A 13,994-nucleotide genomic window follows, 5' to 3' on the forward strand; every position below is an offset into this window, starting at 1 on the left:
CCGGAGCGCTCAGCCGCGGCGCAGCGGAAGCCACTGCGCGATGGCCCACAACGTTTCCGGCACGATGGACATCCATAGGATCGGGATCTTGGACATGGACAGCGTCCACGCCATCCACACCGGGAACAGGATGCGCCCGGCGCCATCGAAGCGGCCGAAACGAATCTGCGGATCGGCGATGCGCAGCACCGACCATATCGCCCAGCGGCTGGGCAGCGCGCAGACTGACGGACCTGCTCACCGAGTGCCCGCTGGCGCCGGCGTAGCGGTCCGGGTCAGCGTGCCCAGATGAGTCGCAGTCCCAGCCCGATAAAAACGACACCGGCGACCCGGTCCAGCACCAGTCCCGCGCCCGGATGGCGGCCCAGCCACTGCCCGACGGCACCGGAAAAATAGCCGAGCAGTCCAAACAGCACGGCCGCCTGCAAGGTGAACAGTACACCCAGCTGCGCCAGCTGCAGTGCCGCATGACCGTTGGCCGCGACGACGAACTGCGGCAGGAACGACAGGAAGAACAGGATGACTTTCGGGTTGACCGCGTTGGCGAAGCAGCCTTTCACGAACAGCCGTACCAGCGATTCGTCGGCTTCGCCCGCATCGCCGGCATCGTCCACACGCACGGCGCCGGCACTGCGCAGGGCATTGAAGCCGAGCCAGACGAGATACAGGCCGCCTCCAACCTTCAGCACCGTCAGCGCGACGGGCGACGCGGCCACCAGCGCGCCGACGCCGGCGACGGCCAGCAGCGTGTGACTGAGGCAGCCGAACGCGCAGCCCAGGCCGAACGCGATGCCCTGGCGGCGTCCGCGCGACATCCCCATGCCGAGCACCATCAGGTTGTCCGGCCCTGGCGAGGCGGTGATCAGCAGGGCGGCCAGCAGGAAGCCGGTAAACTGGGCGAGTGTGAGCATGGGGCGCGGCAGGTAGAAAGGAACCGGAGTATAGCCGCATCGCTGTCTGTCCCGTGCGATGGCATACTGCGGCCATGGTCACCGCCACCTTCCTTTTCGACGAGGCACTCAACCCTTTCCTGCCGCGCGAGCACCGCGGCCTGGCGTTCGCCGTGCCCTGTGCCCGCGCCGCCACCGTCAAGCACATGGTCGAGGCGCTGGGCGTGCCGCACACGGAGGTTGGCGACATCGCCGTCAATGGCGCACCGGCATCGCTGGAGCTGTTGCTGGAGGATGGGGACAGCGTGGTCGTGCCGGCAGTGGCGCCGGTCGTGCTGCCGCGCGCCGAAGCCCGCTTCATCGCCGACGCCCACCTGGGCGGCCTGGCACGGCTGCTGCGCATGGCCGGTTTCGATACGCTGTACGACAACGAGATCGACGACGCCGAAGTCGAGGCAAATGCCCGGGAGGCGGGGCGCATCGCCCTGACGCGCGACCGCGAACTGCTGAAACGGCGCGGCGTGCTGCGCGGCGCCTATGTCCACGCGCTGAAACCGGCACAGCAACTGCGCGAAGTGTTTGCCCGCTACGGCCTTGCCGCCGCCATGCGGCCGTTTTCGCTGTGCCTGGCCTGCAACGTGCCGTTGCGGAAGGTGCCGAAGGCGCAGGTCGAGGAGGAGTTGCCGCCGTCGGTGCGCGCCACGCAGACCGACTTCCTCACGTGCGACCGCTGCGGCGGCGTGTTCTGGCAGGGATCGCACTGGCGGCGCATGCGCGCATTGCTGGACGAGCTGGACGGTCGTCAGTCCTAGCGCTGACTTCCCCGCACGCCTACGCCGCAGGGTGACGTTTTTACCCATCGGATGCCCAGGAAAATCGCCCCGGTTTGACGCATGATGCGTTAATGCAAGAAAATTCACGATAAAATTGCCAGATTGCATTGCTTTTTTGTGAGGATTTCCTGTGCTGGTGATAGCGGGTTTTATCGTGGTACTGGCTTCCGTGCTGGGCGGCTTCGCGCTGCAGGGCGGCCATCTGGCGGCCCTGTTCCAGCCGACGGAACTCCTGATCATCGTCGGCGCGGCGCTGGGTGCGTTCTTCGTGGCGAACGATGCCCGCGCGATCCGCGCCACGGTCGCCGCGCTGCCGACGCTGTTCCAGTCCTCGCGCTACACCAAGGCGATGTACCTGGACCTGATGTCGCTGCTGTTCGAATTGCTGACGAAAGTGCGCAAGGAAGGCATGATGGCGGCGGAAGCCGACGTCGACGCACCCCATGACAGCCCGCTGTTCACGCGCTACCCCGCCATCGTCGCCGAAGGCCGGATCCTGGAGTTCATCACGGACTATCTGCGCCTGATGATCTCGGGGAACATGGATGCGTTCCAGATCGAGAACCTGATGGACAACGAAATCGAGACGTACCACGAGGACGGCGAGGCGCCCGTCCACTCGATCCAGCAGCTGGCCGAAGCGATGCCCGCCTTCGGCATCGTGGCCGCCGTCATCGGCGTCGTGCATACCATGGCATCGGTCGGCCTGCCGCCTTCCGAGCTGGGTATCCTGATCGCCGGCGCGCTGGTCGGCACGTTCGTCGGCATCCTGCTGTCGTACGGCTTTGTCGGTCCCGTGGCGGCCCTGCTGCGCCGCAGGCACGCGGAAAGCGCGAAGATGGTCCAGTGCGTCAAGGTGACGCTGCTGGCCAGCCTGAACGGTTACGCGCCCGCGCTGGCCGTCGAATTCGGCCGCAAGGTCATCTCGCACATGGAGCGGCCGACGTTCCTGGAGCTGGACCGGCAGGTGCGCACGGTGCGGGTCAAGTAAAACACGGGCTCGTAAAATGCGGCTTCGGGCATCATGCGAGCCGCCCATCCCCTGCCCTGAGCCACGCTATAATTGACGGCCCGACAACCGTGCCACCGCCGAACGACCGTGAATCCACTTCTCGACAAGCTGCAACCGTACCCGTTTGAAAAACTGCGCCAGCTCTTCGCCGGCGTGACGCCCAATCCTGCCCTGCGCCCCATCAGCCTGGGCATCGGCGAGCCGAAACACCCGACGCCGCCGTTCATCCGCCAGGCGCTGGCCGACAATCTGGGCGGTCTTGCCAGCTATCCGAGCACGACGGGTTCCGAAGCGCTGCGCGGCACGATCGCGGCATGGCTGGAACGCCGCTATGGCCTGCCCGCGCTGGATCCGGCCACGCAGGTGCTGCCCGTGAACGGCTCGCGCGAGGCGCTGTTCGCGTTTGCCCAGGCGGTGATCGATCCGGGCGTGGCGCACACGCCGCTGGTAATGTGCCCTAACCCGTTCTACCAGATCTACGAAGGCGCGGCCTACCTGGCCGGCGCCGAGCCCTACTTCGTCAATTCCGATCCGGCCCGCAATTTCGCGCCCGACTACGACACCGTGCCGGACGAGGTGTGGCAACGCGTGCAGCTGCTCTACATCTGCACGCCAGGCAACCCGACCGGCGCCGTACTGTCGCTGACGGACTGGGAGCACCTGTTCGCACTGTCCGAGCGCTACGACTTCATCATCGCCTCAGACGAGTGCTACTCCGAGATCTACCACGGCGACGAGGCGCCGCTGGGCGCCCTGCAGGCGGCGCACACGCTGGGCCTGTCGACGGTCGAGCGGCCGTATGCGCGCCTGGTGGTGTTTTCCAGCCTGTCCAAGCGCTCCAACGTGCCGGGCATGCGCTCCGGCTTCGTCGCCGGCGACGCTGAAGTGCTGAAGAAATTCCTGTTGTACCGGACCTACCACGGCGGCGCCATGAGCCCTGCCGTGCAGGCGGCATCGATCGCCGCGTGGAACGACGAGTCCCACGTGTTCGAGAACCGCACGCAGTACCGCGCCAAGTTCACCGTCATTACGCCGCTGCTGCAGACGGTGCTCGACGTGGCGCTGCCGGACGCCGGCTTCTACCTGTGGGCCGACGTGAGCCGCACCGGGCTGACGGACGAGGAATTCGCCCGCCGCCTGTACGCCGAATATAATGTCACGGTCCTGCCGGGCAGCTACCTGGCGCGCGACGCCCACGGCAGCAACCCTGGCCGCAACCGCATCCGCATGGCGCTCGTGGCCGAAACGGCCGAAGGCCTGGAAGCCGCGCAGCGCATTGTCCAATTCTGCAACACCCTGACCTAAGCAAAGCACAATCATGACTCAACAACTGCAGCAAATCATCGAACAGGCATGGGACAACCGCGCCGAGATCAATCCATCGAACGGCAGCGCCGAACTGCGCGACGCCGTCTCGCACGTGCTGGCTGGCCTGGACAACGGCAGCCTGCGCGTGGCGCAGAAGGACACCGGCACGTGGGTCGTCAACCAGTGGATCAAGAAGGCCGTGCTGCTGTCGTTCCGCCTGGAGAACAACGTCGTGCTGCCGTCCGACGGCACCATGCAGTTCTACGACAAGGTGCCGACCAAGTTCGCCGACTACACCCCCGAAGATTTCGCCAAGGGCGGCTTCCGCGTGGTGCCGCCGGCGGTCGCCCGCCGCGGCTCGTTCATCGGCAAGAACGTCGTGCTGATGCCGTCGTACGTCAACATCGGCGCCTACGTCGATGAAGGCGCGATGGTCGACACGTGGGCCACGGTCGGTTCGTGCGCGCAGATCGGCAAGAACGTCCACCTGTCCGGCGGCGTGGGCATCGGCGGCGTGCTGGAGCCGATGCAGGCCAACCCGACGATCATCGAGGACAACTGCTTCATCGGTGCCCGCTCCGAGATCGTCGAAGGCGTCATCGTCGAAGAGAACTCCGTCATCTCGATGGGCGTCTACATCGGCCAGTCGACCAAGATCTATGACCGCAGCACCGGCGAAGTGACGTACGGCCGCGTGCCGTCCGGCTCCGTCGTCGTCTCCGGTTCGCTGCCGTCGGACGACGGCAAGTACAGCCTGTATTGCGCCGTCATCGTCAAGCGCGTCGACGCACAGACCCGCGCCAAGACCGGCATCAACGAACTGCTGCGCGGCGTATAACACACCGCCCGAAGCATTGGGGGCAGGCCGCGCGGCCTGTCCCCGGTTTTTACCTTGGACGGAGTCAGCCCCATGATCGACCGCCTGTTCCACCTGATGAAGGAAAAGAACGCGTCGGACATGTTCTTCGCGGCCAATTCCCCCGTCCATATCAAGATCAACGGCAACCTGATCCCCATCAACGGGCAGAAGCTGGAGCCGGAGAACATCGCCGCGCTGCTGGCCGACGTGTGCTCGCCCGGGCAGATGGCGGAACTGGAACGCACGAATGAGCTGAACATGGGCATCTCCGTGCCCAACCTGGGGCGCTTCCGCCTGTCCGCGTTCCGCCAGCGCGGCAGCATCTCGGCCGTGTTCCGCTTTGTGCCCGCCAATATCCCCGTGCTGGGCGACCTGGGTTTGCCGCCGGTGCTGGCGGAACTGATCATGGAAAAGCGCGGCCTGCTGCTGCTGGTGGGTGCCACGGGCTCCGGCAAGTCGACGACCATCGCGTCCATGCTGGATCACCGCAACGAGCTGCGCTCCGGTCATATCCTGACGCTGGAAGACCCGATCGAGTACCTGTTCAGGAACCGCAAATCGATCGTCAACCAGCGCGAGATCGGCAGCGACGCCGTCGATTTTGCTACCGCCCTGCGCAACTCGCTGCGCCAGGCGCCCGACTGCATCTTGATCAGCGAGATCCGCGACCGCGAGACGATGGCCGCCGCGCTGGCCTACGCCCAGTCCGGCCACCTCGTGCTGGCGACCCTGCACGCCAACAACAGCTATAACGCGCTCAATCGCATCATCAGCTTCTACCCCATCGAGAACCGCCCGGCCCTGCTGCAGGACCTGGCCTCCACGGTCAAGGCGATCGTCTCGCAGCGGCTGATCCGCTCCAGCGGCGGCGGCACGCGCACGCCCGCGGTCGAAGTGATGGTCAACACCCGCCACATCTCGGACCTGATCGAAAAAGGCGAGATCGGCCAGATCAGGGAAGCGCTGGAAACCAGCCTGTCGCCCGGCTCGCAATCGTTCGAGCAGGCGCTGTACCGGCTGGTGCAGGAAGGCCGGATCACGCAGGAAGAGGCGTTGGCCAACGCGGATTCCGCCACCAACCTGCTGTGGCTACTGAACAATGGGCCGGACAGCCGGCAAGGCGGCCAGCCATCCACCGAGGCGGAGCAGAAGGCGGCACCGCCCGCGGCGTCGTTTACGCAATTTACGCTGAACGGGTAAGGGTGCCCGCTTTGCTGCGGCGCCGCGCCAGGGCCATGATGCCCAGGCCTGCGCCGAGCATGGCGTAGGTGGCCGGTTCGGGCACCGGATTGAGCAACACCGTACCGCAGGAGTATTCCGCATTGCAGCCATATCCAACAAGCTGACCCGCATCGTTGACACCGGACACTTCGTAAAAATGCCAATCGCCATCGTCGATCTCTTCGAGGCCCCACAAACCCTCGGGGTGCCGAGCGTCGGCTGCGTGTTATGCTCCCTCATACCAACGATGTAGCCGTTCGCCATGTCGTAGGGTATACCCATCCCGATTGGCGGCCGCCAGCTGGAATTGAGTATCTCCAGCCATTGAGTCCCCCTATCGGGCCAGTGATAGGCGCCATATATTTCGTCATTCGGGCCTAAACCTTCCCAGGTGGTGGCACCCCATCTGCCGTAGTCCTTCATGACGCCATCCCGGTACAGGAAGGTACGCCATTCCCCCGAAGCCGTCTGCGCCTCGCCAAGCACGGTACCGGATTCGCTGACATCGATCACGCGGCTTTGCGCGCCGCCGAGCGTGCCGATGTCGCGGATGCCCCCGGCGGCGGTATAGAGGAAGCCCCGCGACCCGCCGCCCGCGATCTCGGAGTTACCACCTACCAGGCCGGCATTGTTGACTGCGACGGCCTCGCTGTTGTTGCCTCCCATCGTACCGATGTCCTGCATGACGCCGCTGGTGTATACGAATGCGTGCGCGGTCGTGCCCCCGCCAGCGTGGAACGCCCCACAGCCATGCCAAGATCGTTGAGTTCGTTTCCGAAGACCTGCTTGCCGCCCAGCGTGCCAAGATCCACACGGCTGCCTGGGGTCAGGAATACCGCCCCATACTCCCAACTGCCGCCCACGTACCGATATTCGTTAGTCAGGACGACGCCGCTGTTGTTAATGTCGGCGCCTTGCATTGACGACGTCATCAATAGCTGGGCTACGTAGCGCGGCGCCTGCGCCATTGCGGCGACCGGCGTGGCCGCGAGAAGTATTACGAACAAGGTGATTCTCATGATGTGTCCCCTTTGCGATGATATATGCGTCAAGCGCGCATGCGGCGCCGCGCAAGCACGATCCATCCCCAGCAGAGACATTGGTGCGATAACCAGGAGCGGCAGGTACGGCAATGTCGCGGCCTTCCGGGATACCGCGAGGATCCCGGAACTGACCGGCCGCGGCATGGCGCGCCGACACTGCCGTTCCCGTTATTCGAATGGTTATCGTATCGTCTTTGCGGTGCCTTTTCACTTACTATTTTTAACAAAAAAGGACGTGGTGAAGCCGCCACACAGCGCTCGCCGTGCGAGGTACGTTCCCGCCAACGCGCACGCCCGCGGTCGAAGTGATGGTCAACACCCGCCATATCTCCGACCTGATCGAGAAAGGCGAGATCGGCCAGATCCGCGAAGCGCTGGAAAACAGCCTCTCGCCCGGCTCGCAGTCGTTCGAGCAGGCGCTGTACCGGCTGGTGCAGGAGGGCCGCGTGACGCAGGAAGAGGCGCTCGCGAACGCCGACTCGGCCACCAACCTGCTCTGGCTCCTCAACAACGGCCCGGATTCGCGCCAGGCGCGGCAGACCCCCACGGAACCGGCACCGGCAGCCGCCGACACGACGCCGGGCGCTTCGTTTACCGAATTTACCCTCGACTCCTAAGACTGCCACACCATCTCGGTGCGCACCGCGTCCTCCGCCACCACAGCGAAGCCGCAGGCAAGGTACAGCTGGCGCGCACGTGGATTGGTGCGCAACACGGACAACGCCAGCGGCACATTGCGCAGCGCGGCCGCCGCCTGCAGCCGGCGCAGCAGCGTAGCGCCGAGGCCCTGCCCCCGCACTTCGGGCAGCAGCGAGATATCGACAAGACGGGTCGCGCCAGGGGCTTCGTCGACGACGAGGCGCCCCACCGGCGCACCGTCCCGCTCCACCACGAGATACTGCGCCTGCGGATAGACGCCCCGGTAGCCGGCTGCCTGGGCCTGCGCCTGCATGGCGATGAGGGCATCGACGGACGCCGGATCGAGCGCCACCAGCACCCGCAGGTCGTCCCGCGTGGACGCGTACAACCGCTGCAGGAAGGCTTCATCCGCGGGTTGCGCGGGGCGCGTGGTCAGGGTCGCAGGGGTCGTCAGAATCGTCATGGCGGGCGGGCAAACGATGGCGGAACTGCTATCATCGTCCTTCCCCGACTCCCGTGCAAGTCATGAACGATCGCGAGAAGTTGCGCCAGCTCGGTCAGGCGCTGACCGCGCCGGGCCGCGCCACCCTGGAAGTGCTGCCCGAAGCGGCCGCGCTGTGCGAACTGATGGAACGCCGGTCCACGCTGCCATCGCCGGCTGGCACCACGCTGGGTCCGGGCAGCACGCTGCTGGACTCCGGGCTTGCCCTGTCGCCCGCCGAAGCGGCACTGTGCGCGCGCCAGCCCCTGCGTACGATCGTCTTCATTCGCGCCTTGCTGGCCGCTATCGAAACGCAAGCCGCAGCGGCGTCCGGTCCCGTGCAGGTGCTGTACGCCGCTGCGGCCCATACGCGCCGCTGGCGCTGCCGCTGATGGCGATGCTCGGCCCCGAGCGAGCCGCATTCACGCTGCTCGACATCCACGAAGCGTCCATCGGCCACGTGCGTGCGCTGGTCGGGACCTTGGCCTGTCCGCTTGCGTGGCAGACTACGTGCAGGCCGACGCCACCCGCTATCGCATCGATCCGGCCCGGCCGCCTCACGTCATCGTCACGGAGACAATGAACGCGGCACTGCGCACCGAACCGCAGGTGGCGATCGCCCGCCATCTGGTGAAGCAGGCGCCGGGCGCGCTGCTGGTGCCGGAGCGCGTCACCGTGCGCGCCTGCCTGCTCGATCCGGCCGCCGAACTGACGCCGCCGGTGTGGCCAGGGCAGCCGGTACCACCGCTGCGGCGCGATCGCATCGAGCTCGGTACCGTGTTCGAACTGAGTCGCGCCACGATCGTCGCATGGCACGGCATCGATGGCGCCACGCTGCCGGCGGCGGCGATCACGGTGCCGCCGGCGCTGGCGCCGCGTTATGCGGCCCGGCTGATGACGCGCATCGACGCCTTCGGCCCGCACCGGCTGGACGGTTACGAAAGCAGCCTGAATCTGCCGCAACGCCTGCCGGGCCGCCCGGTCCTCGGTGGCGGGGAGCGGCTGGTGTTCGACTACCGGCTGGGCAGCGAGCCGGGTCTGGCGTGCCGGGTCGCACGGCCGTCCGCATGAATGCACCGCCGCGGCTGGCAAGACGATAGCGGCCGGCCCGGATGGCCCTCCGTGCGCGATATAATGTCGCACCCTATTTCACCAGCAGGCCGCCAGCGCGGCCTGTGCACGACTCACTTCGACATTCCATGATCACTCTTTACGGCATCCCCAACTGCGACACGGTCAAGAAAGCCCGCGTCTGGCTGGCGGACCAGCAGCGCGACTTCACCTTCCACGACTTCAAGAAACAGGGCCTGGACGCCGGCACGGTCGCGCACTGGCTGCGCCACCTGGACTGGGAAGTCCTCGTCAACAAGAAAGGCACGACCTGGCGCGGCCTGCCGGACGAGCGCAAGGCCGCCGTGCTGGATGCTGCCAGCGCCACCGCGCTGATGCTGGAATTCCCGTCCGTGATCAAGCGCCCCGTGCTGCAAACGCCGGACACCTGCCATGTCGGCTTCAAGCCGGAACAGTACGACCAAATTTTCAACTCCTGACACCATGACCGCTTCCCGTACCCTGCTGCTCACCGAAAAACTGATCGGCCGCTCTTCCGTCACCCCCGAGGATAAAGGCTGCCAGCAGCAGCTGATCCATGCCCTCGAGCCGCTGGGGTTCAGATGCGAAACCATCCAGTCCGGCGACGTGACCAACCTGTGGGCACGCCGAGGCACCGCACAGCCGGTGCTGGTGTTTGCCGGCCATACGGACGTGGTGCCGACCGGGCCGGTCGAGAAATGGGCCTCCGAGCCGTTTCTGCCGACGATCCGCGACGGCAAGCTGTATGGCCGCGGCGCTGCCGACATGAAGACGTCCATCGCCGCTTTCGTGGTCGCGTGCGAGGAGTTCGTCGCCGCCCATCCCGATCACAAGGGCTCCATCGCCTTCCTGATCACGAGCGACGAGGAAGGCCCGGCCACCGACGGCACCGTCGTCGTCTGCAATAAACTCAGGGAGCGCGGCGAGGCGATCGACTACTGCATCGTGGGCGAACCGACGTCCGACCGGACGCTGGGAGACGTCATCAAGAACGGCCGCCGCGGTTCGCTGTCCGGCTGCCTGACGATCAAGGGCGTGCAGGGGCATATCGCCTACCCGCAGCTGGCACAGAATCCGATTCACCTGGCCGCGCCCGCGCTGGCCGATCTGGTGGCGGAGGTCTGGGACGAAGGCAACGAATACTACCTCCCCACGTCGTGGCAGATGTCGAACGTAAAGGCGGGCACGGGCGCCAACAACGTCATTCCGGGCGAGATGGTCATCGACTTCAACTTCCGCTTTTCGACCGCCAGCACCGCCGACAGCCTGAAGGAGCGCGTGCACGCGATCCTGGACCGGCATGGCCTGAGCTACGACCTGAAATGGACGCTGTCCGGCCTGCCCTTCCTGACGCCGCGCGGCACGCTCTCCACCGCCCTGTGCGATGCGATCAGGGCGGAGACGGGCGTGGAGACGGAACTGTCGACGACGGGCGGGACTTCCGACGGCCGCTTTATCGCGCAGATCTGCCCCAGGTGATAGAATTCGGCCCTCCGAACGCCAGCATCCACAAGATCGACGAGCACATCGAAGTGCGCCATATCGATCCGCTGAAGAACATCTACCGCCGCACGCTGGAAAACCTGCTGCTGCCTTGACGGCATAATCGAGAACACCATGGATACCACCCTTTTCACGACCCCGCGCGACCTGCTGCGCTATGCGACGACCCGCTTCAACACGGAGGGGCTGTTCTTCGGCCACGGCAGCGCCGAGGCGTTCGACGAGGCGGCCTACCTGCTGCTGCACACCCTGAAGCTCCCGCTGGACAAGCTGGAACCGTTCCTGGACGCGCGCCTGCTGCCCGAGGAAGTGCAGCGCGTGCTGGCCGTGATCGAGCGCCGCGCGACCGACCGCATCCCGGCCGCCTACATCACCAACGAGGCATGGCTGGGCACCTACAGCTTCTACGTGGACGAGCGCACCATCGTGCCCCGTTCGTACATCGCCGAACTGATTCCAGAGTACTTCGCACCGTGGGTCAACAACCCGGAAGGCATCGAGAACGTGCTTGAACTGTGCACGGGTTCCGGCTGCCTGGCCATCATGATGGCCGACGCGTTTCCGGATGCGCAGGTGGACGCGGCCGACATCTCGCCCGACGCGCTGGCCGTTGCGCAGCGCAACGTGGACACGTACAAGCTGGCCGGCCGCGTGAACCTGATCGCGTCGGATCTTTACGCGAACGTGCCGGCCAGGAAATACGACCTGATCGTCACCAATCCGCCGTACGTGAATTCCGGCTCGATGGCGCAGCTGCCGAAAGAGTATCTGCACGAACCGCAGATCGCCCTGGACGGCGGCAGCGACGGCATGGACCTGGTGCGCAAGATTGTTGCCGGTGCCGCCGAGCGCCTGACGGACGACGGCCTCCTGATCGTCGAAATCGGCAACGAGAAGGCATTCGCCGAAGCAGCCTTCGGCCACCTCGGTCTGACGTGGCTGACCACGAGCCAGGGCGACGACATGGTCTTCCTTCTGACGGCCGACCAGCTCAAGCTCTGACCGAAAGACCTGCACTGGCCAGGGCAGGTCAGGGCAATTAGATCGGCTTTGTCCTGCTCCCCGCCGGCCAGCCAAGCTGTAACGAACACTGAAAATTCAAGATGATACGTTTTAACCAAGTCAGCCTGATGCGCGGCGTGAAGCCGCTGCTGGAAAATGTCGACCTGACGCTGAACCCGGGCGACAAGATCGGCCTGATCGGCGCCAATGGCGCCGGCAAATCCAGCCTGTTCGGCATGCTGCGCAACGAGCTGCACCCGGACCAGGGCGATATCGACTTCCCCGCCAAGTGGCGCATGGCCTACGTGGCGCAGGAAACGCCGCCGCTGGAGCGCGCCGCGCTGGATTACGCCATCGACGGCGACGTCAACCTGCGCAAGCTGCAGGCGGAACTGGCGCGCCTGGAAGCGCTGCCGGAGTCCGATCAGAACTCGATGGACAACGGCATCGCCATCGGCGAGGTGTACAGCGCACTGGCGGACGCGGATGCGTACACGGTGCAGTCGCGCGGCGAACAGCTGCTGCTGGGCCTGGGCTTCTCGCTCGACCAGATGCAGCAGCCCGTTGCCAGCTTCTCGGGCGGCTGGCGCATGCGCCTGAACCTGGCGCAGGCGCTGATGTGCCCTTCGGACCTGCTGCTGCTCGATGAACCGACCAACCACCTCGACCTGGACGCCATCATCTGGCTGGAAGACTGGCTGAAGCGCTATGCCGGCACCCTGATCATCATTTCGCACGATCGCGACTTCCTCGACGAGATCGTCAACGTCATCGTGCATATCGACGATCGCAAGCTGAAACGCTACTCGGGCAATTATTCCAGCTTCGAGCGCCAGCGCGCGGCGCAGATGATCCTGGCCGCCGGCACGGCGGAAAAGCAGGCGCGCAAGAAGGCGCACCTGGAATCGTTTATCGAGCGCTTCAAGGCCAAGGCCTCGAAAGCGAAGCAGGCGCAGAGCCGCATGAAGGCGCTGGCAAAGATGGAAGAGCTGGCGCCGCTGCGCGCGGCCGCCGAATTCTCGTTCGAGTTCCGCGAGCCGGTCAGCGCGCCCAATCCGCTCCTGGTGATGGAGGACGTCGACTGCGGCTACCGCAGCGAGGATCCCGTCACGTACGAGACCAGCGTCAAGACCATCGTCAACGGCGTCAATTTCAGCCTGCAGACAGGCCAGCGTATCGGCCTCCTGGGCGTGAACGGCGCCGGCAAATCGACGCTGATCAAGACGATCGCCGGCGATCTGACCCCGCTGGCGGGCACCGCCACCACGGGCAAGGGCCTGATCATCGGCTACTTCGCCCAGCACCAGGTTGAAATGCTGCGGCACGACGAGTCGCCGCTGTGGCACCTTGCGAAGATCGCGCCGACGGTGCGCGAGCAGGAGCTGCGCAACTTCCTGGGCGGCTTCAATTTCCCCGGCACGATGGTGACGAGCCCCATCGCCCCGTTCTCCGGCGGCGAGAAGGCTCGCCTGGCGCTGGCACTGATCGTCTGGCAGCGCCCGAACCTGCTGCTGCTCGACGAACCGACCAACCACCTGGACCTGGAAACGCGCGAAGCGCTGACGGAAGCGCTGGCGCAGTTCGAAGGCACGCTGGTCGTCGTCTCGCACGATCGCCACCTGCTGCGCGCCACGACCGACCAGTTCATCATCGTGGCCGACGGCAAGCTGCAGCCGTTCGACGGCGACCTGGACGACTACAAGGACTGGCTGTTCAAGACGAAGCTGGGCAAGGGCACGGACGTGCTGCCGGCCGCCGGCAAGGAACACAAGACGGCGTATCCGACCGCCTCGCCGATCGCCCCGCCGGCCGCGCCGAACGTGGAGAAACGCGACAAGCGGCTGGAAGCGGAGCAGCGCCAGCGCCTGTCGGCCCAGAGAAAACCAATCGAGAACAAGATCAAGAAGCTGGAAGAGCAGATCGCCAAGCGCAATGCGCAGAAGGCGGAAGTCGATGCGCAACTGCTGGAGCCGACGATCTACGATGCGGCCAACAAGGCCAGGCTGAAAACGCTGCTGGCCGACCAGGCGTTCTATACGAAGGACCTGGAGCAGCTGGAGGGCGAGTGGCTGGGGCTGCAGGAGCAGCTCGAAGCGCTGGCCGTATGATGC

16 protein-coding genes and 2 pseudogenes are annotated in these 13,994 nt (G+C 65.6%); 12 read left to right on the forward strand and 6 right to left on the reverse strand.

Annotated elements, in window-relative coordinates:
* Positions 1-9: 9 nt before the first annotated feature.
* The gene (locus tag E1742_RS07195; protein ID WP_134384202.1) at positions 10-189 is read right to left on the reverse strand and encodes a hypothetical protein; all 180 of its coding nucleotides are present in this window, start codon (positions 187-189) and stop codon (positions 10-12) included.
* Positions 190-275: 86 nt separating this feature from the next.
* Positions 276-911 carry a LysE family translocator gene (locus E1742_RS07200; protein WP_134384204.1) on the reverse strand — a complete coding sequence of 212 codons (636 nt, stop codon included), beginning with the start codon at positions 909-911 and terminating at the stop codon, positions 276-278.
* A 74-nt stretch (positions 912-985) separates the two neighbouring features.
* Between E1742_RS07200 and E1742_RS07205 the strand changes: the two genes are divergently transcribed.
* The 5 genes from E1742_RS07205 to E1742_RS07225 all read left to right on the forward strand — a co-directional run bounded on the left by E1742_RS07205 (position 986) and on the right by E1742_RS07225 (position 6,102).
* A complete protein-coding gene (locus tag E1742_RS07205) occupies positions 986-1,702 on the forward strand; it encodes a Mut7-C RNAse domain-containing protein (protein ID WP_134384206.1) in 717 nt (238 codons plus the stop codon).
* 151 nt (positions 1,703-1,853) lie between these two features.
* Positions 1,854-2,714, forward strand: coding sequence for a flagellar motor stator protein MotA (motA, locus tag E1742_RS07210; RefSeq protein ID WP_134384207.1), 861 nt, complete (start codon positions 1,854-1,856; stop codon positions 2,712-2,714).
* A gap of 108 nt (positions 2,715-2,822) precedes the next feature.
* Positions 2,823-4,040 (forward strand): succinyldiaminopimelate transaminase, encoded by a 1,218-nt coding sequence (gene dapC, locus E1742_RS07215; protein ID WP_134384209.1) that lies wholly within the window; start codon positions 2,823-2,825, stop codon positions 4,038-4,040.
* Between the two features lie 13 nt (positions 4,041-4,053).
* Positions 4,054-4,881: a 2,3,4,5-tetrahydropyridine-2,6-dicarboxylate N-succinyltransferase gene (dapD, locus tag E1742_RS07220; protein ID WP_134384211.1), complete on the forward strand. Its 828-nt coding sequence runs from the start codon at positions 4,054-4,056 to the stop codon at positions 4,879-4,881.
* A gap of 72 nt (positions 4,882-4,953) precedes the next feature.
* On the forward strand, positions 4,954-6,102 hold the full coding sequence (locus E1742_RS07225; protein WP_134384213.1) for a PilT/PilU family type 4a pilus ATPase: 1,149 nt from the start codon (positions 4,954-4,956) through the stop codon (positions 6,100-6,102).
* On the opposite strand, the gene E1742_RS07230 is transcribed toward E1742_RS07225, so the two are convergent.
* The 3 genes and pseudogenes from E1742_RS07230 to E1742_RS07240 form a co-directional block, all read right to left on the reverse strand.
* Entirely contained in the window at positions 6,086-6,319 is a 234-nt protein-coding gene (locus E1742_RS07230) for a PEP-CTERM sorting domain-containing protein (RefSeq protein ID WP_134384215.1), read from the reverse strand. The genes E1742_RS07225 and E1742_RS07230 overlap by 17 nt on opposite strands.
* Before the next feature lie 215 nt (positions 6,320-6,534).
* A pseudogene (locus tag E1742_RS27360) lies at positions 6,535-6,807 on the reverse strand (HAF repeat-containing protein); the annotation flags it as partial.
* Complete coding sequence (locus tag E1742_RS07240; protein WP_134384217.1) at positions 6,738-7,142, reverse strand: hypothetical protein; 405 nt, start codon at positions 7,140-7,142, stop codon at positions 6,738-6,740. The pseudogene E1742_RS27360 and the gene E1742_RS07240, both read right to left, overlap by 70 nt.
* A gap of 287 nt (positions 7,143-7,429) precedes the next feature.
* On the opposite strand from E1742_RS07240, the gene E1742_RS07245 reads away from it, so the two are divergent.
* Positions 7,430-7,783: a P-loop NTPase family protein gene (locus E1742_RS07245; protein WP_371860212.1), complete on the forward strand. Its 354-nt coding sequence runs from the start codon at positions 7,430-7,432 to the stop codon at positions 7,781-7,783.
* Here the strand turns inward: E1742_RS07245 and E1742_RS07250 are convergent.
* The gene (locus E1742_RS07250) at positions 7,780-8,268 is read right to left on the reverse strand and encodes a GNAT family N-acetyltransferase (RefSeq protein ID WP_134384218.1); all 489 of its coding nucleotides are present in this window, start codon (positions 8,266-8,268) and stop codon (positions 7,780-7,782) included. The two genes, E1742_RS07245 and E1742_RS07250, sit on opposite strands and share 4 nt — an antisense overlap.
* A gap of 62 nt (positions 8,269-8,330) precedes the next feature.
* On the opposite strand from E1742_RS07250, the gene E1742_RS07255 reads away from it, so the two are divergent.
* The 6 genes and pseudogenes from E1742_RS07255 (at position 8,331) to E1742_RS07280 (ending at position 13,991) form a co-directional block, all read left to right on the forward strand.
* Positions 8,331-8,678, forward strand: coding sequence for a hypothetical protein (locus E1742_RS07255; RefSeq protein WP_134384220.1), 348 nt, complete (start codon positions 8,331-8,333; stop codon positions 8,676-8,678).
* A gap of 106 nt (positions 8,679-8,784) precedes the next feature.
* Complete coding sequence (locus E1742_RS07260) at positions 8,785-9,357, forward strand: SAM-dependent methyltransferase (protein ID WP_206076736.1); 573 nt, start codon at positions 8,785-8,787, stop codon at positions 9,355-9,357.
* A gap of 128 nt (positions 9,358-9,485) precedes the next feature.
* Positions 9,486-9,836 (forward strand): ArsC family reductase, encoded by a 351-nt coding sequence (locus E1742_RS07265; RefSeq protein WP_134384224.1) that lies wholly within the window; start codon positions 9,486-9,488, stop codon positions 9,834-9,836.
* A gap of 4 nt (positions 9,837-9,840) precedes the next feature.
* A pseudogene (gene dapE, locus E1742_RS07270) lies at positions 9,841-10,976 on the forward strand (succinyl-diaminopimelate desuccinylase).
* Between the two features lie 19 nt (positions 10,977-10,995).
* Positions 10,996-11,883, forward strand: coding sequence for a 50S ribosomal protein L3 N(5)-glutamine methyltransferase (gene prmB / locus E1742_RS07275; RefSeq protein ID WP_134384226.1), 888 nt, complete (start codon positions 10,996-10,998; stop codon positions 11,881-11,883).
* A 101-nt stretch (positions 11,884-11,984) separates the two neighbouring features.
* Positions 11,985-13,991: an ATP-binding cassette domain-containing protein gene (locus E1742_RS07280; protein WP_134384227.1), complete on the forward strand. Its 2,007-nt coding sequence runs from the start codon at positions 11,985-11,987 to the stop codon at positions 13,989-13,991.
* The last annotated feature ends 3 nt before the right edge of the window (positions 13,992-13,994 follow it).

The sequence above is a fragment of the Pseudoduganella plicata genome (assembly GCF_004421005.1).
In the GTDB taxonomy this organism is placed as follows: Bacteria; Pseudomonadota; Gammaproteobacteria; order Burkholderiales; family Burkholderiaceae_D; genus Rugamonas; species Rugamonas plicata.

Bases quoted from the DNA above. Each gene is read 5' to 3' on its own strand.
- E1742_RS07200 (WP_134384204.1), bottom strand. From the start codon at position 911: ATGCTCACACTCGCCCAGTTTACCGGCTTCCTGCTGGCCGCCCTGCTG.
- E1742_RS07205 (WP_134384206.1), top strand. From the start codon at position 986: ATGGTCACCGCCACCTTCCTTTTCGACGAGGCACTCAACCCTTTCCTG.
- dapD (WP_134384211.1), top strand. From the start codon at position 4,054: ATGACTCAACAACTGCAGCAAATCATCGAACAGGCATGGGACAACCGC.
- E1742_RS07225 (WP_134384213.1), top strand. From the start codon at position 4,954: ATGATCGACCGCCTGTTCCACCTGATGAAGGAAAAGAACGCGTCGGAC.
- E1742_RS07240 (WP_134384217.1), bottom strand. From the start codon at position 7,142: ATGAGAATCACCTTGTTCGTAATACTTCTCGCGGCCACGCCGGTCGCC.
- E1742_RS07250 (WP_134384218.1), bottom strand. From the start codon at position 8,268: ATGACGATTCTGACGACCCCTGCGACCCTGACCACGCGCCCCGCGCAA.
- E1742_RS07255 (WP_134384220.1), top strand. From the start codon at position 8,331: ATGAACGATCGCGAGAAGTTGCGCCAGCTCGGTCAGGCGCTGACCGCG.
- E1742_RS07265 (WP_134384224.1), top strand. From the start codon at position 9,486: ATGATCACTCTTTACGGCATCCCCAACTGCGACACGGTCAAGAAAGCC.
- prmB (WP_134384226.1), top strand. From the start codon at position 10,996: ATGGATACCACCCTTTTCACGACCCCGCGCGACCTGCTGCGCTATGCG.
- E1742_RS07280 (WP_134384227.1), top strand. From the start codon at position 11,985: ATGATACGTTTTAACCAAGTCAGCCTGATGCGCGGCGTGAAGCCGCTG.